This is a genomic window from Brevibacterium sp. 50QC2O2 (assembly GCF_024580675.1).
GTDB classification, from domain to species: domain Bacteria; phylum Actinomycetota; class Actinomycetes; order Actinomycetales; family Brevibacteriaceae; genus Brevibacterium; species Brevibacterium moorei.
This window is the reverse complement of sequence record NZ_JANIJZ010000001.1, coordinates 236,062-259,998: the sequence shown is the minus strand read 5'-3', so window position 1 is coordinate 259,998 and position 23,937 is coordinate 236,062. Positions and strand designations below refer to the sequence as shown.

Genomic DNA, 23,937 nt, shown 5'->3' with positions numbered 1-23,937 from the left:
CGGCTCCCCCATCACAGGTCCGTCGCCGGGTTGACTTCGGACTTCTTGATGATGGAGGCCTCCTGGCCCCAGGCTTTCATGACGTCACCGTAGGTGCCGTCCTTGATCAGCGCGTTCATCGTGTCGGCCAACAGCTTGGACCATTCCTTGTCCTTCTTATCCACCGCGATGCCGGTCTGCGCGGTGGCGTAGACATCGTCGATGGTCTCCAGCGCGCCATGCGACTGCGTCGCGGCATAGCCCAGGGTCGAGGTCCCCGACAGCACGCCGTCGACGGTGCCGCCCGACAGGCGGGTCACGGCATCCGTGGTGATCTTGAGCGGGGTGACGTTGAGGGCCTTCTCACCGGCGTCCGTGCACTTCTTGCTCATCTTCTCGGTGTCGTCCTGCTGCGTGGTCCCGATCTGCACGGCGATGTTGTGCCCGCACAGATTGTCGAACTTCAGCCCGTCGGGATTGCCCTTCTTGACCAGCAGGGTCGTGCCTCCCTGGGAGGCGGACACGAAGTCCACGGCCTGCAGGCGCTTCTTGGTGATGTTGAACGACGAATAGCCCAGGTCGTACTTGCTGCCGATGCCCGGCAGGATCGCGTCGAAGCTCGAGGACTGGAAGTCAAGCTTCAGACCCAGCTTGGCCGCGATCGCCTTGGACATGTCGACCTCGTTGCCCACTGCGGTCTGGCCGTCCTTGCCCGCCAGGAACTCCGCCGGCGGGAAGGTCGTATCCGAACCGACGACCAGCGTGCCGCGGTCGGCGATCTTCTTGGGCAGGCGCTTGGCCAGCGCATCGTCCTTGGCGACCTTGTCCAGGGACTCGACCTTCGGAATGTCGGAGTCGCCGGCGCTGGTGTCACCGCTGTCGCCCTCGGAACCACCGCAGGCGGTCAGCAGCAGAGAGCCGGCTGCCACGACGGCTGCCAGGCTCATCGCGTGTCGGCGGTTCGACCGATGATGACGACCGGCGACGCGGTCGGACGGACGGCTGAAACGCTGCGTTGTGAACATGGCACCCCTGAAGAGTTGAATATATGGAGAGGGACACGGGAAATGTTACTCGGACAATGTTTCGGCCCGCGCACTTGTCCACTCCCGCGCCCGCCCAGCGGTCCATCCGACGCTCACCAGTCCACCCGGCATTCACCCGTGGGCAATCCACCGGTGGCGCACGTCCACTAGGCTGGAGGCCATGGGGACTATGGGGATCGAGAACATCGAATGCTGGCTGACCGATATGGACGGGGTCCTGGTCAGCGAACAACAGGCACTGCCGGGTGCGGCCGAACTGCTGGCGCAGTGGCGGGTCAACGACACGCCCTTCCTGGTGCTGACGAACAATTCGATCTACACCGCGCGTGATCTGGCGGCCCGCCTGCACGGCATGGGCCTGGACGTTCCGGAGGAACGGATCTGGACCTCGGCTCTGGCCACCGCGGATTTCTTGGCCAATCAGGCCCCCGGCGGCTCCGCCTTCGTCGTCGGCGAGGTCGGACTGACCACCGCCCTGCACGACGCCGGCTTCATCATGACCGAAGCGGATCCCGACTTCGTAGTCGTCGGGGAGACGCACACCTATTCCTTCGAGGCGATCACCAAGGCGATCCGTCTGATCTCCCGCGGCGCCAGGTTCATCGCCACGAACCCGGATGCCACAGGCCCCTCCCCCGAGGGCATCCTGCCGGCCACCGGCGCGATCACCAGTCTCATCACGAAGGCCACGGGCGCCGAGCCCTATGTGGTGGGCAAGCCCAATCCCATGATGTTCCGCTCGGCCCTGAACAAGATCGGGGCCCATTCGAAGTCCACCGCGATGATCGGCGACCGGATGGACACAGACATCATGGCCGGCATGGAGGCCGGACTGCACACCTTCCTGGTCCTTTCGGGCATCAGCTCCCGCCGCGACGTCGACACTTTCCCCTTCCGTCCCGATCATGTGGTCGGCGGGGTAGACGAACTGGCCCAGGCCCTGGCGGCCGCACCACCGGCTGCGCAGTAGTCCCGATTCGAGGTAGTCCCTACTGCAGGGCCGAGGTGAGCCGGAAGACCGATTCCAGGTAACGCCGCCAGTAGGGCCGGTGGTGCCATTCTGGCCGCATCAGGCGCCGTGACTTCGCCTGGTAGCCGTCGATGATCTCCACGGTCTGCGCGACCAGATCGCCGGCGAAGGCCAGCAGGCTGATCTCATAGTTCAACCCGAACGAGCGCATGTCCATATTCGACGATCCGACAACCGCGATTCGGTCGTCGATCGTGAAGGCCTTTGTGTGCAGCACCGCGGGCTTGGGGAACAGATAGATGTGCACGCCCGCGTCCAACAGCGCCTGATAGTACGAGGACTGGGCGTAATCGACCATGAACTGATCGGCCTTTTCGCTGACGTAGAGTTCCACCCGCACACCGCGGTAGCAGGCGGTGACGATCGCGGCCAGGATCGATTCATCCGGGACGAAGTAGGGGCTGACGATCCTGACATTGTCCAGCGCATTGTTGATCAGCGCGGTGAACGCCCGCAGATTGGGCTCCGTCCGGTAGCCCGGTCCCGAGGGGATCAGCTGCAGGGCGTTGTCCTGCCCGCCCATGGCGGCCTCGGCGCCCTGGGTCGGACGGTACTCGCGGATCCCGATCTCCTCGCCCGATTCGGAGAACCAGTCGGTGGCGAACACGGCTTCGAGTTCCGCGACGATCTCCCCCGACAGCTCGACCAGCACGTCGTTCCAATGCCTGCCGACCCGCACGTTCTTCTGCAGCAGATAGCTCGAATCGATCATATTGAGCGAGCCCATGAAGCCCCGCTGCCCGTCGACCACCAGCAGCTTGCGGTGATTGCGCAGGTCGATCCGCCGCAGATGCCCGCGCCACGGGATGAACGGCAGGGTCAGATGCCATTCGATGCCGGCGGCCGACAGCGAACGGCCCAACTGCTTGAAACCGGGGTACTTGCGCGAACCGATGTGGTCGAACAGCACCTTGACCTCGACCCCGCGGGCCGCCGCCCGCTCCAGCGCTGCGAAGAAGACTTCGGTCGTGGCATCGCGGGCCATGATGTAGATTCCGCAGAAGACGTAGTCGTCTGCCGCGTCGACGGCCGCCGCCATCCGGCGGATATTGCCCTCGTAGTCCCCGGACAGTCCGTGGTTGACTCCCGCGACCATCGGCAGGCTGGTCAACCTGCGCGACATCCCCACGATCGAGGCCAGGGCCGGGTCCGCGCGCATCGCGGCTTCCAGCTGGACCGGATAGTCGGGGACGTCCTCCGTGCCCAGCTTCATGATCGCGTTCGACCGTGCCTGGATCCGCTGCCGGCGCCGGTTGATGTACGGATTGCCGATGAGCAGGAACAATGGGATTCCCACCACGGGCAGGAACAGGATGACCAGCAGCCAGGCGGTCCCCGAACCCGGTTTGCGGTCTTCGGGAACGACGCCGATCGCCACGATCTTGACCACGTATTCCGCTATCAGGGTCGTGATGGTGAAGATCGAGGCGGATTCGAGGCCGGACGGCAGCAGAGCGAAGAGATCCACCCTGCTATCTTCGCATCCGCAGCGGCCATGAATGCGCCCGGCCGCAGGTTCGCATTCCAAGGGGGCGGAAGCGTGCACCCGTGGCAGTCCCGATGCATGGTGATTCCACCACACACAGTATTCCCACGTTATAGTTCACCCGCGGTTCACCTTGTGCTCCCCGTGCGCTTAACCCGCCGGTCGTAGCGTGTCCACGCAGCCGCCGTGCACCGGCCGGCGGGCTGGCCCACTCCCACAGAAGAGGATGCTCATATGCTCACCCCGCACTCGGCCAAACGCATCGCGGCCATCGGAACCACCGTCGGAATCATGTTCGCAGGAACGGCCGTCCCCGCCACTGCCGCCGGACTGGGAACCGCCGCGCCCGGCGACACGCCCTCGCACACGAGCACGGCGACGGACACCGCCACCGCTCCGACGGCCGACGCCACCACTTCGACGAAGGCGCCCACCGCGCCCCCGTCCACAGCCGGGGCCCCGGCCGAGCCCACGGCGAAGGCGGCCAAGGTCGACGAGAACGTCGAACTCATGCGGGAATTCGACGACTACTGGACACCGCTGGTCTACGACGACAGCACCGCCGACACCAAGCGGGAAACCGGCTTCCGTGGCAGCGTAACCGCACACGGTGCCCCGATCCTGGGCGCCAATGACGACCTGTACAAGAAGATCAACACCCGGGCGGCCAAGGACACGGAACAGGCGCACCGCGCGCTGGTCGATGCCGACTACGACTGGAAAGAGACCCTGCCGGACTCGCTCGGACCCGTGCTCGCCGAATACTTCAGCGAGGGCGTCGAAGGCGGCGAACTGGACCGGGCCGCGAAGGCGTTCGACGGAGTTCTGGCCGAGTCGTCGACCGGCGCGGCGAAGCCGTACTTCAACTATCCGCGCCCATTCTTAAGCGACCGTGGCTTCGCGGGGCAGAAGAACGAGAACGACCTGCGTGGGTTGGCCCCCGACCTCGAAACCGCGCGGATCGCCGACTGGACCGACGCCCACGGCAGGAAGCACACCGCCGACTACAACGGCATGGCCGAGGGCATCTCACAGGCGTTCCCATCCGGGCACACCACATTCGCCTATGAGGAGACACTGCTGCTGGCAGTCCTGTTGCCGGAGCTGGGACCCGAGATCGCCACGCGCGGATCGGAAGCCGGCAACAACCGCATCGCGCTCGGCGTGCACTACCCACTCGATGTGATCGGCGGCCGGATCCTGGGCCATGCCCACACCGCGGCGACCCTGGATGCGAAGTACATCGAGAACACGCTGCAGCCGGCCCGCAAACAGCTGGTCGACTACCTGACCGACAGGTGCGAGGCCGACGGCCACGGGGACACTCTGGCCGCGTGCATCACCGCAACCAAGGCCAATGGCACCGGCGGATACGCCAATGCCTTCACCGACGCCGTCGCCACCGTCCCGGTGACCGACCGCAGCAGCGCTCTGCAGGTGTACAGGGAGCGCATGACCTACGGATTCGACCGGGCGACGAGCTATACGGGTGGAACCCGGACCGCGGACGAGGCACCCAGGGTGCCGGCGGGTGCTGCGAACCTCCTGGTCACGACCTTCCCCGAGCTCAACGAGGAACAGCGCACCGCGGTGCTGGCCGCGACCGAGGCCCCGGCCGGCTACCCGCTCGATTCCAGTTCCAGGGGATGGGCCCGGATCGACCTGCCCGCAGCGCAGAGCGCGAAGGTCACGCTCGACGAGGCCGGCACCGTCACGAAGGTCGAGCCCGGCCAGCCGGCGGCCTCGGTGGTGACCGCCGGCCGGCCGAGCGCCTCGACCGAGCCCAGCGATTCGCCCAGTGCGCCCAGTGCGACGACCGCGGCGCCCGCTCCCGGCGGGGACGCAAGCGGGGACGGCGGCTCCGCGGGTGACAACGCCGGCGGTGGCGAGGACACCGGCGCACTGCCCACGACCGGCACCGAACTCGGACTACCGGTGGGCATCGGAGCGGTGCTGGTGATCGGCGGGGCCACGGTACTGCTGACGGTCCGCAGGCGCCGGAACCGGGCCGCCGCGCACCGGTGATACCGGGCAACGCTCATCCAGCGCACCGGTAATACGGGGCGCGGGTAATAGCGTGCGGCGGCCAGGCCCTGCGGCGGGCTACAGGCCCAGCTCCCGGCCGATCAACATCAGCTGCACCTCCGTCGTGCCCTCGCCGATCTCCAGGACCTTCGAGTCCCGGTAGTGGCGGGCGACCGGGGACTCGTTCATGAAGCCGTACCCGCCGTGGACCTGCGTGGCATCGCGCGCATTGTCCATGGCGGCCTCGCCCGCCACCAGCTTCGCAATGGCCGCCTCCGTTTTGAACGGCAGGCCGGCCAGCATCCGCGAGGCCGCCGCATAATAGGCGGCCCGGGCAGTCTGCGTCCGGGCCGCCATCCGCGCGATCTTGAACGACATGCCCTGGTAGTCCCCGATCGGCCGGCCGAAGGCGGTGCGTTCGCGCGCATAGCGCACCGATTCGTCGAGGCAGCCCTGCGCGGCGCCCACTGCGAGCGCGGCCACGGCGATCCTGCCCTCGTCGAGGATCCGCAGGAAGTTCGCGTACCCGCGCCCACGCTGTCCCAGCAGGTTCCCCTCTGGCACGTTGACCCCTGCGAAGGTCAGTGGGTGGGTGTCCGAGGAGTTCCAGCCGACCTTGTCGTAGGCCGGCTCCACGGTGAAGCCGGGGGTGCCGGAGGGCACGATGAGGGTGGAGATCTCCGGGCGCGGGGAGCCGTCGGCTGCGGTGCGGGTGCCGGTGACCGCCGTGACGGTGACGAACTTCGTGATCGAGGTGCCCGAGTTCGTGATGAAGCACTTCGCCCCGTCGATCGTCCACGTGCCGCCGCCGGTGGGTGAACCGGGCGTGCCGTCCTGCCCGCCCGAGCCGGGGGTCAGGACCGCCCGGGTGCGGGTGCCGCCGGCGTCCGAACCGGCCTCGGGCTCGGTCAGTCCGAAGGCCGCCAGGCCGCGCCCGTCGATCACCTGTGGCAACAGTTCGGCGCGCTGTGCGTCCGTGCCGAAGCGGTGGATCGGCATCGCCCCCAATGAGACGCCCGCCTCCAGGGTGATGGCCAGGGACTGGTTGACCCGCGCTAATTCCTCGATCGCCAGGCACAGGGCGAAGTAGTCCCCGCCCATGCCCCCGTACTCCTCCGGGAACGGCAGTCCGAACAGGCCCATATCGCCCATTTTGGCGACCAGTTCGTAGGGGAAGGCGTGTGCCCGGTCCAGTTCGGCGCTGACCGGCGCGACCTCGGCGTCCGCGAAATCGGCGACGGACCTGCGCAGGGACTCGTACTCCTCCGGCAGCATTCCCGGGGTGAAGCTGATGGCCATGACTACTCCTCGCTCTGTGTTTCCGGCACGACCCGTGCCAGTACCTCGTCCAGGGCCACCTGGGCCCCTGGCACCGTCTCGAGTGCCAGCACCCCGTCCACGGGGGCGGTGAGCACGTGTTCCATCTTCATCGCCTCGACCACCAGCAGGGCCTGCCCCGCCGTGACCTGTGCGCCGTCGGCGGCGTGGACGGCGATCACCGAACCCGGCATCGGCGCGGTGAGTTCGGCCCCGACGGTACCCGGATCAAGATTCGCGTCCGCGGTGGGCCGGACGAAGGAATAGACGCCGCGCTCACTCGCCACCCAGATCTGGCGATCGGCGGACCTGGCCCAGATCCGCGCGGTGTGGCGCACCCCGTCGACCGTCATCGACCAGCCGGGGGTGGCCGTCGCAGCGCCGAGGTCCGGGTACGGATAGTCGACCGCCACCGGTTCCCCGGATTCCAGGAGCGGCACCGTGGTGTGCGGCGGGCGGCCCAACCGCCAGCCGGTGGGCCGGTCCCATGCGCCGGCCTTCACCGGAGCGGGCGGGGCGAGTTCCCCGTCCCAGGCGGGATCGGCCCCGGCCCCACCGCCCGTGGACACCACCGCGGCGGCCGCGAACAGGCGGTCGATCGGCCCGGGCGCGTGTTCGAGTTCCGTAGCGGAAAGACCGTCGATGATTTCCGTCGTCAGGTCTCCGGCGCGGACATCGTCCCTGGTCAACAGCTTGCGCAGGAAGTCGATATTGGTCGTGATGCCGGGTATCGCACAGCCGGCGAGCGCGTAGTCCAGCCGAGCCAGGGCGGTGGCGCGGTCGGGGCCGTGGGCGATGACCTTGGCGATCATCGGGTCGTAGGCGGAGACGATCGGCTGGCCCGCACTCAGTCCCGCGTCGACGCGGATGCCGTTGCCCTGGGACTGGGCCGAGGCCCGGGTGAAGGCGGTGGCCGCGGGCAGGCAGACGTCGAGGGCGCGGCCGCCGGTGGGCAGGAAGCCGCGGGCGGGGTCCTCGGCGTAGATGCGCGCCTCGATCGCGTGGCCGTGCAGGTCCACCTGGTCCTGGGTGATGTGCAGGGGTTCGCCTGCGCCGATGAGCAGCATCTGTTCGACCAGGTCCAGGCCGGTGACCTCTTCGGTGACGGGGTGTTCGACCTGGAGGCGGGTGTTCATCTCCATGAAGAAGAACTCTTCGGGCCGATCGGCGCTGAGGATGAATTCGACGGTGCCCGCGCCGCGGTAGCCCACGGCCAGGGCGGTCTGGCGGGCGGCCTCGCCGATTCTGGCGCGGGTGCCGGGGTCGAGCAGGGCCGAGGGTGCTTCTTCGATCACCTTCTGGTGGCGGCGCTGCAGGGAGCATTCGCGTTCGCCCAGGTGGATGACGGTGCCGTGGGAGTCTGCCAGGATCTGCACTTCGATGTGGCGGGGGTGGGCGATGAGGCGTTCAAGGAACAGGGTGTCGTCGCCGAAGCCGGCTGCGGCCTCGCGACGGGCGGCGGCCAGGGCGGGCAGCAGTTCGGCTTCGTGGTGGACGGCGTGCATGCCCTTGCCGCCTCCGCCGGCGGAGGGTTTGATGAGCACGGGCAGGCCGATGTCCATGGCTGCGGCGGCCAGTTGGGCATCGCTCAGCCCGGCCCGGGCCACACCGGGGACCAGGGGGACGCCTCGGGCGGCGACGGCCTGTTTGGCCGCGATCTTGTCCCCCATGGTTTCGATCGCGGTGGAGTCGGGTCCCAGGAACACGATTCCGGCGTCTTCGCAGGCGCGGGCGAAGTCGGCGTTCTCGGACAGGAAGCCGTAGCCGGGGTGGATCGCCTGGGCGCCGGTGGCCCGGGCCGCGGCGATGACCTTGGCGATGTCGAGGTAGGAGTCCTTGGCCGGGGCCGGGCCGAGGCGCACGGCGAGGTCCGCGGCCCGGGTGTGGGCGGCCTCGGCGTCGGCGTCGGAGTAGACGGCGACGGTGCGCACGCCCAGGCGGCGGCAGGTGGTGATGACGCGCAGGGCGATTTCCCCGCGGTTGGCGATGAGCACTGTGTGGAACATGGCGGTCACATCCTGAAGATGCCGTAGCCGGGGGCGTTGCCCGGTCTGGTCAGTGGGGTGTGGCGGCAGGCTTCGAGCGCCAGGGCCAGGACCTGGCGGGTCTGGGCGGGTTCGATGATGCCGTCGTCCCAGAGTCGGGCGGTCGAGTAGTAGGGGTCGCCCTGGTGTTCGTACTGGTCGAGGGTGGGTTGGCGCAGGGCGGCCTCGGCGGCGGGGTCGAGGGTTTCGCCGCGGGCTTCCAGTTGGGCGCGTTTGACGGTGGTGAGCACTCCGGCGGCCTGTTCCCCGCCCATCACGGAGATCCGGGCGTGGGGCCAGATCCACAGGAAGCGGGGGTCGTAGGCGCGCCCGCACATGGCGTAGTTGCCCGCGCCGAAGGATCCGCCGATGATGACGGTGAGTTTGGGGACGCGTGCGCAGGCCACGGCGTTGACCATTTTGGCGCCGTGTTTGGCGATACCGCCGGCTTCGTAGTCGCGGCCGACCATGAAGCCGGTGATGTTCTGCAGGAAGATCAGCGGGGTGTCGCGCTGATCGCACAGTTGGATGAAGTGGGCGCCCTTGAGTGCGGATTCGCCGAACAGCACGCCGTTGTTGGCCACGATTCCCACGGGGTGGCCGTCCAGGTGGGCGAAGCCGGTGACCAGGGTGGTGCCGTATTCGGCTTTGAATTCGTGGAAGCTACTGCCGTCGACCAGGCGGGCGATGACCTCGCGCACGTCGTAGGGGGTTTTCAGGTCGGCGGGGACGACGGCGGTGAGTTCCTCCGGATCGGCCGCCGGGGGCTGCGGGGTGGTGCGCTGCCAGGCGGGGGCGTCCTGGGGCGCCAGGGTGGAGACGATGTCGCGCATGATCTCCAGTGCGTGTCCGTCGTTCGCCGCCAGGTGGTCGGTGACGCCGGAGACGCGCGAGTGCAGGGCGCCGCCGCCCAGGTCCTCGGCAGTGACGTCCTCGCCGGTGGCGGCCTTGACCAGGGGCGGGCCGCCGAGGAAGATCGTGCCCTGGTCGCCCACGATGATGGTCTCGTCGCTCATCGCGGGGACGTAGGCGCCGCCGGCGGTGCACGAGCCCAGGACCGCGGCCAGCTGGGGGACGCCGGCGGCCGACAGGGTGGCTTGGTTGTAGAAGATCCGGCCGAAGTGGTCCCGGTCGGGGAACACTTCGTCCTGGTTGGGCAGGTTCGCTCCGCCTGAGTCGACCAGGTAGATGCACGGCAGCCGGTTGGCCAGGGCCACTTCCTGGGCGCGCAGGTGCTTCTTGACGGTCATCGGGTAGTAGGTCCCGCCCTTGACGGTAGCGTCATTGGCCACGATCACGCAGATCCGCCCGGCGACCCGGCCCAGCCCGGTGATGATGCCGGCGCCCGGTGAGGCGTCTGCGTACATTCCGTTGGCGGCCAGTGGGCTCAGTTCAAGGAAGGGCGCGCCGGGATCCAACAGCCGTTCCACGCGCTCGCGCGGGAGGAGTTTGCCGCGGTCCAGATGGCGCTGCCGCGACCGTTCGCCGCCGCCGCGCGCGGTGGCCTCCAGGCGTGTGCGCAGTGCTTCGATGAGTGTGGTGTGGGCGGCCCGCCTGGCCTTGACGGCCGGATCGTGGGTGTCCACCGATGTCCCCAGGGTCTTCATTGACTCTCCTGTACGAGGGTGTGTCCAGGTATGTGCAGGGGCCCGTGCCTGTCGTGCGGTGGGCTCCTGGTCCCGAGTCTAGGCCAGTTCGTCGGGAGACGACCGATACCGCTGCCAACAGCACACAGGAGACGAGCACATAAAGTTGGATATATGCGTTCATCCAGCGGCCTCCTGCGTCAGATATTCGCGAATCGTATCCGCAGCGCGCTTATTCCACTGGCCGCCTCGCTCATCGTCATGGTGTTGCTGGCCCTGCTCTACATTCCGCTGACCACGTTCCGGGCCGATGCGAAGATCCGCAACGATGCCCGTGACCAGGCGGCCGCCGCGGCCGGGCACACTCAGCAGGCCGGCCGGGATGGCGGGAACGGCACCGGCGGAAAGGACCACGCGGCCGGGCACTACCGGGTCGCGGTGGGCATCGACGATGAACAGCGGGAGCTGTCCACCATGGATGCGAAGCCCCAGTGGAGGAATTTCTCCCAGACCTTCGCGGATAAGCTGAAGGCCCAGCCGGCGGGCAGGACCGAGGTCACCGTCGTCAAGCCGAAGCAGGCCAGGAAGCTGGTGGCCGATGGCAGTGTGGCCGCCGCGCTCGTCTTCCCCAAGGGCTTTACCGACACGATGACGGAGACGATCGACCGAGTCTCTCGACAAGAACGTTATCCGCAGGCCTACACGCACCATATGGACCTGCTGGCCGGGCCGGATGCCCGAGCCGAGGACGGCTTCGACCTGGATGCGTATCGGAAGGACACAATCGCCCCGGCCCTGCGGGAGAGCCAGAAGGAAATCCGCCTGATCGCGCTGAAATGGGATTGTGCCGGCGTCATCGACAAGCCGAACGTCGAATGCAAGGCCGACCGGACGGCCCGCTACAACGCCTTCGAACAGGCCTATGACTTCACGGTGAAGAAGGTCGCAGGGCCGGCGCGTGCGAATACGGGTCCCAGCGCGGACGCCGCTGTCGTGGCCGGCGGGCACAGAGCGGCACCCACAAGCGGCACGACGACATCCGGCACCGAAACGTCCGATACCGTAACGCCCGGTGCGCAGGGACAGGACGGCGAACCGATCACCGTCTCGCCCGAGCAGCACGCCGACTCGCTCACGCTGGCCTTCCGCAGCGCCCTACCGCTGCTGCTCGTGGCCGGTGCGCTGACCGCGGGCTTCGCCTCGGCCTGGCTGGTGCGCCGTAGGGTCCGCCGCACATACGGTGGGTACGAGGCCGCCCCCGACGCCTCCGAGCCCGAACACGAAACCGCCCCCGGTGCTCTCGAAGCGGGGCATGAGTCCGGTCCGGCCACCCGCGAACTGGCAGCAGTCGACGCGCGGGTCGACACACAGGTCGATCCGCGTACCGCGTTCGGCGCCAAACAGCTGCTGAGCCTGGGCACGGTCGGCATCCTCACCCTCGCCCTGCTGGGGGTGTGGGCTCTGCTGGGCTATCTGGGCAATTGGTCCGGGGGCTTCGCGAACACCGGCGGACAACTGCTGGGCGGTTTCACCCCGCTCATCGCCTCACTCCTGTGCGTGATCGTGTGCCTGGTGGTCGCCACGCTCACGGCCTGGTCGGTGCTGGCCATCGACGCGGTGTTCGGGCGAACCATCGGAGGGTTCCTCAGTATCAGCCTGGTCATGTGCGCACTCAGCAGTGCCTTCGGCATCCTGCCGCTGGTGCCCGGCTGGTGGTTCATCGAGCAGATCACCTCCGACCAGTTCCCACGGAACCTCCTGGGATCGTTCCCCCATGGACACTTCGGGTGGCGGACCCTGAGCACCGTAGTGTCCGCGACGACCGGCGGCTTCTCGCTCTCCGCCTACCGCGCGGTGGCGGTGCCGGGTCTGGTCTACGCCTGCGTGGCATTGCTGGTGGTCAACGCGGTGACCAGGGCCTGGCTGGGACACCTGGTGCGTCGGCCCCGCCGCAACCCCCGTCACTGAGCGGGCTGCACATCCCAGCGCGCCGACGCCTGGGATGTGCAGGGATCGCCTCAGCGGACCTCGCGCCGGGTCTCCAAACGTCGGTCCTCGCGGTACGGCACGAACAGCACGCTGGAGCGCGCATCGCGCAACACAGCGGCCGAGGTCCGCCCCAGCTGTACCCGCATGCTCTCGAACAGCCCCATACCGCGCTTTCCGACGGCCAGCCCGGAGGCCTCATCGCCGGCCTCGACCAGCACCTCGGCGGGCGTGCGGCCCGCGGCCGGCACGTATTCGTGCACGATCACGGCGCCGGGGACCTCCGCGCGCAACCAGGCCAGGTCGAATTCGACCTGCGTGGCGACCAGATCGCCGGGTTCGTCCTCGCGGATCACCGTCAGCACCCGCAGCGGCACGCCGAGCACCCGGGCGTAGATCGCGGCATCGATGGTCGCGATCGCGGAGTACACCGAGGTGTCCAAGCCGACGACCACCGGCTTGCGGTCGCGCGGATGGCCGTCGGGAACCTCGGATTCGGCCTTCTGCCCGGGCGTCTGCCGCAGGATCAGCACACTGCACAGAGCATGCCCGGGGATACCGGCCGCCACGGTGCCCAGACGGCCGGGCTCGGCCTCGTCCTTGCCGTGTTCGCCCAACACCAGGAGGGTCGCATCCGCGGCCAGGTCGACCAGCACCTCGGCCGGATCGCCGGTGGTGGCCAGGGTGGTGAAGACCGCTTCAGGGGCGTGTGTGGAGAGTTCGTCGGCCAGCTCCTCGAGCCGGGCGTCGGCCCGCTCCAGCTGGGATTCGTCGACCACCGCGACCAACCGGACTTCGATCCCGGTGGACCTGGCGTCCTTCATTGCCCACCAGGCGGCCTCCCGCGATGCCTGCGATCCGTCGATTCCGACGACGATGAACTTGCCGTTGCCCACGGACAGCCTCCCGGTTACGCCTTTGCACTATGCAGCAGAGCACTACGCAACAGATCCTAACAGGCGCCGGCACGACAGAACCCCGACACCATGGAATCATGGTGCCGGGGTTCGGATTGCCGAGCCGCTTGTGAGAATCGAACTCACGACCTTCTCATTACGAGTGAGACGCTCTGCCGACTGAGCTAAAGCGGCAACGCAGATAACTCTATCGGCTCAGCTGCCTCCAGGTCAAAGCTGCGAATTGAGATGTCGACCACAGGCGAGTCGGGCGCAGCGCGCCGGGGCCATGCCCCACCGACGCAGTGCCCCGTAGACTGGACGAATGGACCTCGAGCTCTTCCTCTCCCAGTTCAAGACCCTGGTCGAATGCGAATCCCCCACCTCGGACCCCGCAGCACTGTCGCGCTCCGCCCATCTGGTGGCACGTGTGGGCGCCTCGCTGCTGGGTGCCGCGCCCCGGGTCCTGACCCCCGGCGACGCCCCACACCTGCTCTGGCGCTTCGGCTCGGGCCCGCGCAGTGTCGTACTGATCGGTCACCACGACACGGTCTGGCCGCTGGGCACACTGGCGCGCATTCCCTTCTCGATTCGCGCCGGTGTGGTCCGAGGCCCCGGTACCGACGATATGAAGGGCGGGGACCTCATCGCCCTGCACGCCCTGGCCGCCGTACGCGCGAACCGCGGGAACCTGGACGGGGTCAGCCTGCTCATCACCGGCGATGAGGAGATCGGCTCGGTGTCCTCGCGCGGCATCATCGAGGCCGAGGCCGCCGGCGCAGAGGCCGCACTCGTGTTCGAAAGCGGCGAAGGCCACCGGGAGGGCGCGGTGAAGACCGGTCGCAAGGGCGTTGCCCTGTACCGGTTGGAGATCACCGGTCGGGCCTCCCACGCCGGTGTCGAACCGGAGAAGGGCATCAACGCCACCACCGAGGTCGCCGCCCAGGTGCTGCGCATCGCCGCCCTGGACCGGCAGACGGCCGACGGCACCTCGGTCACCCCCACCGTCATGACCTCGGGGACGACCACGAACACCATTCCCGCGCAGGCCTCCGTCGCAATCGACTCGCGCGCGCAGACCGCGCACGAACAGGTGCTGGTCGACCGCCTGCTGCACGGGCTGCGCCCGGAGATCCCCGGGGCCGGGCTGGAACTCTACGGCGGGATCAACCGGCCCCCGCTGGAGCGTGCCCTGGCCCTGCCCCTGTTCAAACGCGCCGCAAGGATCGCAGGGGAACTGGGGCATCCGGCCCTGGCCGAGGTCGAGGTGGGCGGCGGCTCCGACGGGAACTTCACCGCGGGCCTGGGCGTGCCGACCCTGGACGGGCTGGGCACGGTGGGCGGCGGTTCGCACGCCGACACCGAACACGCGCTGATCGAGTGGATCCCGCGCCGCGTCGAACTGGTCGCCCACCTGGTCGACCAGCTGCTGGGCTGAGCTCCGCACACCTGCGCGGGGACGGGCGGGTCAGTCCACGCTGAGCCAGGGATTCGACAGGCCGATGAAGGCCGCCTCCATGATCAGCAGCGGAGCGGTGTTCGTCTGCAGTCGGCGGCGCGCCAGGCCGAGCACGTCGATGCGCTTGAGGGTGGACTCGGCGTCCCCGTCCTGGGCAAGTTTGCGAATCCGCTCCTCCGAGCCCAGGTTGATCCAGCCATCGGTGCGCCCCAGCTGGAACAGCAGCACATCGCGGTAGAGCGACAGCAACTCCAGCAGCATCGCATCGAGTTCATCGCTGCGGGCGCGGGCGTCCCTGCGCTTCTGTTCCTCTTCGAGGCGCTTGACCTGGGCGCGCAGGGCCGGAGGCGCCGGTTTACCCTCCTCCACCCCCAGGGTGGTCAACAGCCGGGAGCGTTCCTGTGCGTTGCGCTCCGCGGTCCGCGCTGCCGCGCGTTCCTGAGCCAGGTCGACCATCTTGGCGGCCAGGCGCACGGTCGCGCCCACGGACTTCAACCGCCCGGGGATGCCCAGCACGTGTTCGCGGTCCAGCGCCGCGTCCTGGTCCCTGGCCAGGTACCGGGCCCGGCCGATGTGGTTCTGCGCCGCGGCGGCCGCCCACCGTGCCCGCTCCGGATCGACGCCGTCGCGTGACACCAGCAGATCCGCGATCGCCTGGACCGGGGGAATGCGCAGATTGACATTGCGACAGCGCGATCTGATGGTCGTCAGCACATCCTCGGGACTGGGCGCGCACAGGATCCACACGGTGGCCGGCGGCGGTTCCTCAATGGATTTGAGCAACACGTTCGAGGTGCGCTCCGTCATCCTGTCCGCGTCCTCGATGATCATCACGCGCCAATCGGCGTTGACCGGTGCCGTCTGGGCGGTGCCCACCAGTTCGCGCACCTCGTCGATCGTGATGAGCGCCTTCTGCGTGGACATGACGGTCATCGATTCGTGTGTCCCGGCCAGGGCCCGGCGCGCGGCGGGCGTATCCGCGGCACCCTCGTCCGGGGTGAGCAGGGCCGCTGCGAAGGCGCGCGCAGCATTCGACCGACCGGATCCCGGTGGGCCAGTGATGAGCCAGGCGTGGGTCATCCCCGCGCTACCGGTGGCCGCGGCGTGCGCGGCGTGGGACAGCACGTCGATCGCAGCGGACTGGCCGACGAGTTCACCCCAGACGCTCACTGACGGTCACCGTCTTCGCGCGTGTTCTTGGCCTGCTGCTGGCGCAGCTTCGCCTGGCGCAGTCGTTCCCTGGCCTGCCGTTCGATCTGCGCCTGCGCGCGCAGCCGGCTGGAATCGAAGCGGGGCCGCAGCGCCGTGGTGGGCGCCTCCTCCGGCTCTTCCGGGGCCGGGGCCTCCCCCGCCTGCTGCGCGGGTTCGGGCTCCGCCTCCTCCGGCTCCACATCCACCGGGCCCGCGTCTGCCGGGTCCACATCCACCGGCTCATCGGCCCCGTCCGGTTCCCCGGATTCGGACCCCGCCGCGCGCTCTCCCCGTTCCATAATGCGGTCAGTGGCCACCTGCGAGGCCCAGTGGACCTCTTCGGGGTCCATGCCCTCGCGCAGGAACTCCGGCAGATAGTCGTCGTCCGGATCCCGTTCGACTTCACCCTCGAGCTCGTCGACCTCGGCTTCGAGGTCCTCGAGTTCGACGTCGGAGTCCAGGTCCTCGATCTCCTCGTCGACCTCCGTGGTTTCAGAATCGGTTTCAGACCCGGCCCCGGAATCGGTTTCGGAACCTGTTTCGGTCACCTGCTCGGAGTCCGGCTCCGGCTCCGCGGCGTCATCGCCGAGCGGGACGGGAGCCTCGTAATCGGCGATCCGGGCCGCGATGAGCGGGTCCAGGGCACCCACCACATCGGCGGCGACCTCCTCGACACCGCGCGTCCCGTCGATCACGACATAGCGCTGCGGGTCGGCCTGGGCCAGTTCCCGGAAGGCCCGGCGCACGCGTGTGCGGAAGTCGTCGGCCTCGCGGTCGAAGTGGTTCTCCTCCCCGCGTTCGGCAGTCCGCTTGCCCGCCGCCGCCAGATCCGCGTCGATGAGCACGGTCAGATCGGGCCGGAGCCCCAGGGTGGCCCACTCCGAGAGCCCCGCGATGTCCTCGGCGGACAGTTCCCGGCCCGCGGCCTGATAGGCGATGGAGGAATCCGTGTAGCGATCGCCGAGCACCACCGCCCCACGTTCCAGGGCAGGACGCACCAGGGAGGCCACGTGGTCGGCCCGGTCGGCTGCGTAGAGCAGTGCCTCCGCCCGCGGAGCCACCGGATCCCCACCCTGCACGACCTGCCGGATCTGCACCCCGGCCGGGGTCCCGCCCGGTTCACGGGTGGATACGACATCGTCCAGTCCGTTGTCCTTGAGGTGCTGGGCCAGCAAGCGCAGCTGGGTCGTCTTGCCCGAACCGTCGATCCCCTCGAAGGTGATGAAGACACCGGGATGTTCCGGAGCCGCCGTACCTGCGGAGGGACCCGCAGCGGGCCCGGCCGCCGACCCCGCGGCCGAGTCTGCAGAGGACCCGTGCCCGGCCGACAGCACGGTGGTCGCCGCGTCCTCGGCGGAATCGGCGGTGTCATCGACACCCGCCTCCCCTGTCTTCTGTGCAGCGGCCTGCGCCACCGCCGTGCGCAACGGGGTGAAGGCGTGGACCAGGTCCACGCCGATCCCCCGGATGCCCTGCGGGGCGAAGGTGAACAGGGCGATGACGCCGGCAACGATCGCGGCCAGGCCCAGCAGGATGTGCGTGCCCATCGCCGGGGTCATGCTCCAGGTGAAGTCCGCATTGAAGGCCACGTCGAAACGCGGCAGCAGGGCCGCCAGCACCAGGCCCAGCAGGCCACCGGCGGCCAAGCCGTAGCGGCGGCTGATCGGGTAGGGCTGGGCGCGCAGCCCCACCCCCACACAGAATGCGGCGAGGAAGCTCATCAGCACCAGGCCGGAGAGCTCGGTCAGCACGCCGGTGCCGACACCGGCCAGGCCGGCCGCCACCAGTGCCAACGATGTCAGACGCGGACGCGACATGCCCGGTGCGAAGGTCGGCCCGACCTCGTAGCCGGATGCCCAACCGCCCAGGATCGCCAGAACCGCCAGGGCGAAGCCGGCCAGCCCGTATCCGTTCTCCGTGACCACCGGCAGGGCCAGCACCAGGCCCGCGGCAAGCAGGGCGACCAACAGATGGCAGACCCAGGGATTGGCGATGTCAACGGGCGCGCGGGTGCCGGGCAGGGCCTGGCGCGTGTTGATCGCAGCAGTGGGCTGGGGCAGATCCGCAGGGTTCACGTCCGGGGACAGGAACACCAGGAGCGAACCAGCCAATACGCCGAGGGCACCGAGCGCCAGCAGCCACGACAGCGTGCCGGCCGCTGCACCGGTGCCGACCGCCAGCTGGGCGATGGCCAGGACGAACAGGCTGACGCCCACGCCGATCCCGGCAGTGCGCCACGGCTTGCGATGCAGCTGGGGGACGTGCCGGGTCACCGCCGCCAACAGCGCGCCGAGCAGCAGGCAGGCCGTCCAGCCCAGCCAGGCGCTGGGCACGAAGGCGAAGACCCCGGCGACCACGCCGGTGGCGGCGCCCAAGCCGGTCAGCACCTTCGAACGCACCGCCGGCAGCATCTGTTCGAAGACCTTCTGTGGCACGATGAAGCCCACGCTGAGCACGACGGCTGCGATCAGCAGCCACCAGGTGCCGGTGGAGAAGTCGAATCCGCCGGAGGTCTGCGCATGCCAGACCCCGCCCAGTCGCGCCGGCCACAGCACCCCTGAGATCCCTATCATTCCGCCGATGCAATAGCACAGCGCGGCCGTCGTCACGACGACGAGCCAGGAGCTGGTCTCCAGTACAAGATGGCCCAGGGTCGTGCGCTTCACCGGTGGCTCTAAAGTACTCACGACTCCAAGCCTACTTGGCAGCACGGACGTAGAGCCCGCACAGCGCGCCGGATGGGTACGCTTGAAGCGTGCTACCCGAACTCACACTGTTGCCTATCGGCAGCCAGGACCCCCTGACCGCTCTGTCCCTGGCCCGTGTCCTGCTGGACCGGGTCCGCTCCCGCGAGCGCGGTGCCGCCCTGCGGATCTACCGTCCGGCGCCCACCGCGGTGTTCGGCGCGCGTGACCGGTTCCTGCCGGGCTTCCCCGCCGCGATCGAGGCCGCGCTGGACCACGGGCTGACCCCGGCGCTGCGCACCCTGGGCGGGCGGGTCGCCGTCTATACGGAGGGTTCCCTGGTGGTCGATCATGTGGAGCCGGCCGATGATCTGCTCTCCGGCACGCAGGAGCGGTTCACGCAGTTCGGGCTGATGTACGCCGCGGCCCTGCGCGCGGTGGGGGTGGATGCCCAGATGGGTGAGATCCCCGGCGAGTACTGCCCGGGTGAGCACAGTGTGAATGTGGCGGGGCGGATCAAGGCGATCGGCACGGCCCAGCGGGTGACGAACCGCGGCTGGCTGTTCTCCTCGTCGATCATCGTCACGGACGCCGCCCGGGTGCGCGCGGCACTGACCGACATCGAGGCGGCCCTGGGTGTGGAGTGGGATCCGGCCACTGGCGGGGCGATCGACGAGATCCATCCGGAGGTGACGGTCGAGCAGGTGCACGAATCACTCCTGGCCGCATACCGGGAGCACTACACCCTGGTCGCAGGCGACTTCACCGCGGCGGAGCTGGCCGCCGCGCGGCCGTACAACGACCGGCAGCGGCTGCCGCGCGGCTGAGTTCCGGCGCGCGGGCACCCGAGGGCCCGGGCCGACGGGGCGGACCCCGCCGGCGCGGGGGTGCTCAGCTCTGGCCCGCGGCCTCGGCCGCCTTCTTCGCCGCATTGGCCTTCCGGGTCGCGGCGGCTTTCTTCGCGGCGGCCGAGCGGGCGGCCTTCTTCTCGGCCTCCGTCTTCGCGGCCGTCGTCTTCTTGGTGGTCGTCTTCTTCGCCGGTGCCTTCTTCGCGGCCCCGCGCTTCTTCGCCGGGCCCTTGGCGCGTTTCTCGGCGATCAGCTCGAAGGCACGCTCCGGGGTGATCGACTCGACCGAATCGTCCTTGCGCAGGGTGGCGTTCGTCGTCCCGTCGGTGACGTAGGGGCCGAAGCGGCCGTCCTTGAGCACCACCGGCTTCTCGCTGACCGGATCGGCGCCGAACTCCTTGAGCGGAGCCGCGGCGGCCCGTCGGCCCCTGGTCTTGGGCTGGGCGTAGATCTTCTCCGCTTCCTCAAGGGTGATGGAGAAGATCTGCTCCTCGGTCTCCAGCGAGCGCGAGTCCGTGCCCTTCTTCAGGTACGGCCCGTACCGGCCGTTCTGCGCGGTGATGGCCACGCCGTCCGCGTCCTTGCCCACCTCCCTGGGCAGGCTCAGCAGTTGCAGCGCCTGGTCCAGGTCGACGGTGCCCAGGTCCATGGATTTGAGCAGCGATCCGGTGCGCGGCTTGACCTTCTTCTTGCCCTTGCCCTGTTCTGCTTCGGGGATGATCTCCGTGACGTAGGGGCCGAAGCGGCCGGTCTTGGCCACGATCGTGTGCCCGGAGGCCGGGTCCACACCCAGTTCGCGGTCCCCGTCGCCGGCGCCGGCGATGAGTTCGGCGGCCTTCTCGCGCGTCAGTTCGTCCGGGGCCAGGTCGTCCGGGACGGATACGCGCTTGGGATCGTCGCCCTCCTGCAAACCGCCGGCGGGTGCCGTGACCTCCAGATAGGGCCCGTAGCGGCCCACCCGCAGGGCGACTCCGTCGTCGATGCGCACCGTGTTGATCTCACGGGCGTCGATATCGCCCAGATCGTCCACGGTGGGTTTGAGGCCGGGGTGGCCGGCGGACTTGTCGCCGTAGTAGAAGTCGGCCAGCCAGTCCGCGCCGCGGCGCTCACCGCTGGCCACATGGTCCAGGTCGCTTTCCAGGTCGGCGGTGAACTGGTAGTCCACCAGGTCGCCGAAGTGCCCTTCGAGCAGGCGCACCACGGAGAATGCGACCCAGGTGGGCACCAGGGCGGAGCCGCGGTTGCGGACGTAGCCGCGGTCCTGGATCGTCGAGATGATCGCGGCGTAGGTCGAGGGCCGGCCGATCCCCAGCTCTTCGAGCTGCTTGACCAGGCTGGCCTCGGTGAAGCGCGGCGGCGGGGCGGTCTGGTGCCCGGCCGGGGCCGCGTGGGCCACGGACAGTGCGGAGCCCTCGGCGACCTCGGGCAGGCGGGATTCGCCCTTGGACGCGTCGTAGCGCTCCTGGTCGCGGCCCTCCTCGTAGGCGGCCAGGAAACCGCGGAAGGTGATGACCGTGCCCGAGGCGGTGAAGCCGGCGGTGCGCTCGGCACCGTCCGCTCCGGCCGGCAGCTGCGCTTCGATCCGCATCGTGGCGGTCTTGCCCTTGGCATCGGCCATCTGGCTGGCCACGGTGCGCTTCCAGATCAGGTCGTAGAGCCGGAATTCGTCGCCGGAGAGTTTGCCGGACACCTGTGCCGGGGTGCGGAAGGAATCGCCGGCGGGCCGGATCGCCTCGTGGGCCTCCTGCGCGCCCTTGGACTTCGCGGCGTAGACGCGCGGGGAGTTCGGCACGTATTCGGGGCCGTAGAGCTCCGAGATCTGGCTGCGCGCAGCACTGATCGCCTGCCCTGAGAGCATCGACGAGTCGGTACGCATGTACGTGATGTAGCCGTTCTCGTACAGCGACTGCGCGGTCCGCATGGCCTGGCGCGAGCTCATCCGCAGTTTGCGCCCGGCCTCCTGCTGCAGGGTCGAGGTGGTGAAGGGCGCCGCGGGCTTGCGCGAGTACGGCTTGGTCTCCAGCCCGGAAACGCTCAGCGCATCGTGGGCCGGGCCGTTCAGCGCTTCGGCCAGTCCGGTGGCGATGGCCTCGTCGAGCACCACCACATCCGACTTGGCCTTGAGCTTGCCACGGTCGTCGAAGTCGCGGCCGGTGGCCACCCGGGTGCCGTTGTAGCTGGTCAGGCGGGCGGGGAAGGGTGCGGCGTCCTTGGGTGCGACCGTGCCGTCGGGGGCTTTGAGTTCCACGTCCAGGTCCCAGTAGGACGCGGACACGAAGGCCATGCGCTCGCGTTCGCGCTGGACGACCAGGCGGGTCGCCACCGACTGCACGCGGCCGGCGGACAGGCCGGATCCCACTTTGCGCCACAGCACGGGCGAGACCTCGTAGCCGTAGAGGCGGTCGAGGACGCGGCGGGTCTCCTGTGCGTCGACCAGTGCCCCGTCGATCTCGCGGGTGTTCGTCAGGGCGCGCTGGATGGCCTCGGGGGTGATCTCGTGGAACACCATGCGCTTGACCGGGACCTTGGGCTTGAGCACTTCGAGCAGGTGCCAGGCGATCGCCTCGCCCTCCCGGTCCTCATCGGTTGCCAGATAGAGTTCGTCGGCGTCCTTGAGCAGGCGCTTGAGTTCCGCGACCTTCTTCTTCTTGCCGGGGTCGACCCGGTAGTAGGGCTTGAAGTCGTTCTCCACATCCACGGCGAACTTGCCGTAGGGGCCCTTTTTCATCTCCGGGGGCAGTTCCGAGGGCTGCGGCAGGTCGCGGATGTGACCGACCGAGGCCTCGACGTCGTAGCCGTCGCCCAGATAGCCGACGATCGTGCGCGCCTTCGTTGGCGACTCGACGATGACCAGGCGACGCGGATGAGAAGCAGTTGTGGGCACTGCGTTCCTTTCGACTTTTCTTGGACACGGATTGGTGCGCATTGGTGCGTCCGCAGCCCACCCTATATATAAGGTACCCGCTTGGCGAACGCGGGACACTCACCCTCCACGCAGGTAGGCTGGCCATATGGCTGATCTAAGTGGTGCGGATCTGCTCGACGGCCCGCGCGGCCGCAGGCTGGTCCTCGAGTTCCTCCAGGTGGCCTTGGGCCGGGTCTTCGCCGCGCACTCCGACGGCTCAGGGGAGCCGCTCGATCGCATCGGCAGGGAACTGAAGGAGCTGTTCTCCACCGTGGGCGAGGCCTCATATGCGCTGGATCCGGGCGCCGGTTCCACCGTGGTCCGGTATTCGACGCGCGAACCGCGCGACTGGGGCCTCTTCGGCCCGGGCTCCGGCCTGCTCTACAGCATGCTGCCGGCCGAGGCCCTCTCCCCCGACCCGGATGACGACCCCGACCCACAGCGGTCCGCGGCGGCCGCGGGCGCGGCACTGGGCCGCGCCCTGCGGCTGCTGGGCGAATTCGCCCCGGCGGCGACCGCCGGAATGCTCGACGAGGCCTGGGGCATTGCGATCAACAACGCCCGCTACTGGCAGGAGCCCGACGGGGACGATCTGCTGGCGGAGAACCCACGGGTCGCAGCATGCCTGCGCCGGGTCGCAGGGCTCCTGGTGGACTCGGGCGCGCTACACGGCTGGGAGGCCGTCTGCGATCCCGGTGAGCAGTTCGCCGTCGACTGGATCGAGGACGAGGATACGGCCGAGGCCGGAACCGGAGCCGGCACGGACTCCGCAGCGGGCACCGGCTCCGAGGCCCTTGCCAAGTCGGAACTCAATCCGCAGCCGGCCACCGCCATCCTCCTGGACTGGTGGTCCCAGACCGTCGACGCCGAACAACGGGACCGCAAACACTTCAAACGCGATCCCGGCGCGATGGCCGGCGGGGAATGGTGGTCGTGCCCGCCGCGCAACCTGACCACCACCTCGGGCCCGTATCCCCTGGCGCCGGGACCCAGCGAACTGTATCTGGTGGAGGATTCCTTCGACCCGGAGACCGCACGGGTCACCGCCTGCCTGCCCCCGGTCGGTTCGGCCATGCGGATCCACGAGATCCACACGCCCGAGGACTGGGTCGTCCTGGTCCGGCGCTTCCCCCTGGACGTCTCCGCCTCCCGCCGCAATGTCTGGTACCTGGCCACCGGCCGCGATGTCCGCTGGCTCATCCCGGACTGGCAGCAGGTGGCCGAACACTACGATGCCGTGCACGTGAGCCTGGCGGGCTATCTGCGCACCGCGGGGCGCGCCCTGCCCGTGGGCGGAATGGGCTGGCTGCCAGGTGACAAGCGGATCGGCCACGGCAATGAGGCGACCGTCATGGCCGGCTGGAATCCCGATGAGACCTTCTGGCTGCACGACCTACCCCAGCGGATGGGGCGCACCGTCACCTGGCGCTGGTGCGACGAACCCGATCCCGGCCACTGGGTCCGCGACTGACTCC

Annotated in this window: 15 protein-coding genes and 1 tRNA gene; 6 read left to right on the top strand and 10 right to left on the bottom strand. The window is 69.0% G+C overall.

What is annotated here, in order from left to right:
- Nucleotides 1-11: 11 nt before the first annotated feature.
- Nucleotides 12-1,004, bottom strand: a complete 993-nt coding sequence (locus NQ038_RS01060) for an ABC transporter substrate-binding protein (RefSeq protein WP_257047989.1) — start codon at nt 1,002-1,004, stop codon at nt 12-14.
- A 190-nt stretch (nt 1,005-1,194) separates the two neighbouring features.
- Here NQ038_RS01060 and NQ038_RS01055 point away from each other — a divergent pair, with 190 nt between their 5' ends.
- The gene (locus NQ038_RS01055; protein WP_257048028.1) at nt 1,195-1,995 is read left to right on the top strand and encodes an HAD-IIA family hydrolase; all 801 of its coding nucleotides are present in this window, start codon (nt 1,195-1,197) and stop codon (nt 1,993-1,995) included.
- Nucleotides 1,996-2,014: 19 nt separating this feature from the next.
- Here NQ038_RS01055 and cls read toward each other — a convergent pair whose 3' ends face one another.
- Nucleotides 2,015-3,523 (bottom strand): cardiolipin synthase, encoded by a 1,509-nt coding sequence (cls, locus tag NQ038_RS01050; protein WP_257047987.1) that lies wholly within the window; start codon nt 3,521-3,523, stop codon nt 2,015-2,017.
- Nucleotides 3,524-3,775: 252 nt separating this feature from the next.
- Here cls and NQ038_RS01045 point away from each other — a divergent pair, with 252 nt between their 5' ends.
- Nucleotides 3,776-5,566, top strand: coding sequence for a phosphatase PAP2 family protein (locus NQ038_RS01045; protein WP_257047985.1), 1,791 nt, complete (start codon nt 3,776-3,778; stop codon nt 5,564-5,566).
- Between the two features lie 78 nt (nt 5,567-5,644).
- Here the strand turns inward: NQ038_RS01045 and NQ038_RS01040 are convergent, their stop codons facing one another.
- Genes NQ038_RS01040 through NQ038_RS01030 form a run of 3 tightly spaced genes read right to left on the bottom strand, consistent with a single transcriptional unit; the run spans nt 5,645 to nt 10,514 of the window.
- Nucleotides 5,645-6,865 (bottom strand): acyl-CoA dehydrogenase family protein, encoded by a 1,221-nt coding sequence (locus tag NQ038_RS01040; protein WP_257047983.1) that lies wholly within the window; start codon nt 6,863-6,865, stop codon nt 5,645-5,647.
- A gap of 2 nt (nt 6,866-6,867) precedes the next feature.
- Nucleotides 6,868-8,889 (bottom strand): biotin carboxylase N-terminal domain-containing protein, encoded by a 2,022-nt coding sequence (locus tag NQ038_RS01035; protein ID WP_257047982.1) that lies wholly within the window; start codon nt 8,887-8,889, stop codon nt 6,868-6,870.
- 5 nt (nt 8,890-8,894) lie between these two features.
- Nucleotides 8,895-10,514, bottom strand: coding sequence for a carboxyl transferase domain-containing protein (locus NQ038_RS01030; RefSeq protein WP_257047981.1), 1,620 nt, complete (start codon nt 10,512-10,514; stop codon nt 8,895-8,897).
- A 153-nt stretch (nt 10,515-10,667) separates the two neighbouring features.
- Between NQ038_RS01030 and NQ038_RS01025 the strand changes: the two genes are divergently transcribed.
- Nucleotides 10,668-12,461 carry a hypothetical protein gene (locus NQ038_RS01025; RefSeq protein WP_257061507.1) on the top strand — a complete coding sequence of 598 codons (1,794 nt, stop codon included), beginning with the start codon at nt 10,668-10,670 and terminating at the stop codon, nt 12,459-12,461.
- Nucleotides 12,462-12,511: 50 nt separating this feature from the next.
- Here NQ038_RS01025 and NQ038_RS01020 read toward each other — a convergent pair whose 3' ends face one another.
- Together NQ038_RS01020 and NQ038_RS01015 are read right to left on the bottom strand one after the other, a co-directional pair.
- On the bottom strand, nt 12,512-13,375 hold the full coding sequence (locus NQ038_RS01020) for a universal stress protein (RefSeq protein ID WP_257047977.1): 864 nt from the start codon (nt 13,373-13,375) through the stop codon (nt 12,512-12,514).
- A gap of 122 nt (nt 13,376-13,497) precedes the next feature.
- A tRNA-Thr gene (locus NQ038_RS01015) sits at nt 13,498-13,570 on the bottom strand.
- A 130-nt stretch (nt 13,571-13,700) separates the two neighbouring features.
- On the opposite strand from NQ038_RS01015, the gene NQ038_RS01010 reads away from it, so the two are divergent.
- Complete coding sequence (locus NQ038_RS01010; protein ID WP_257047976.1) at nt 13,701-14,813, top strand: M20/M25/M40 family metallo-hydrolase; 1,113 nt, start codon at nt 13,701-13,703, stop codon at nt 14,811-14,813.
- A gap of 30 nt (nt 14,814-14,843) precedes the next feature.
- Here NQ038_RS01010 and NQ038_RS01005 read toward each other — a convergent pair whose 3' ends face one another.
- Nucleotides 14,844-16,004 (bottom strand): DNA polymerase III subunit delta', encoded by a 1,161-nt coding sequence (locus tag NQ038_RS01005; RefSeq protein ID WP_257047975.1) that lies wholly within the window; start codon nt 16,002-16,004, stop codon nt 14,844-14,846.
- Nucleotides 16,001-18,712: a dTMP kinase gene (gene tmk, locus NQ038_RS15525; RefSeq protein ID WP_257047974.1), complete on the bottom strand. Its 2,712-nt coding sequence runs from the start codon at nt 18,710-18,712 to the stop codon at nt 16,001-16,003. The genes NQ038_RS01005 and tmk overlap by 4 nt, the downstream gene beginning before the upstream one ends.
- Before the next feature lie 68 nt (nt 18,713-18,780).
- On the opposite strand from tmk, the gene NQ038_RS00995 reads away from it, so the two are divergent.
- Nucleotides 18,781-19,536: a lipoate--protein ligase family protein gene (locus tag NQ038_RS00995; protein ID WP_257047973.1), complete on the top strand. Its 756-nt coding sequence runs from the start codon at nt 18,781-18,783 to the stop codon at nt 19,534-19,536.
- A 64-nt stretch (nt 19,537-19,600) separates the two neighbouring features.
- Here NQ038_RS00995 and topA read toward each other — a convergent pair whose 3' ends face one another.
- On the bottom strand, nt 19,601-22,483 hold the full coding sequence (gene topA, locus NQ038_RS00990; RefSeq protein WP_373456758.1) for a type I DNA topoisomerase: 2,883 nt from the start codon (nt 22,481-22,483) through the stop codon (nt 19,601-19,603).
- 85 nt (nt 22,484-22,568) lie between these two features.
- Here topA and NQ038_RS00985 point away from each other — a divergent pair, with 85 nt between their 5' ends.
- A complete protein-coding gene (locus NQ038_RS00985) occupies nt 22,569-23,933 on the top strand; it encodes a hypothetical protein (protein ID WP_257061505.1) in 1,365 nt (454 codons plus the stop codon).
- The last annotated feature ends 4 nt before the right edge of the window (nt 23,934-23,937 follow it).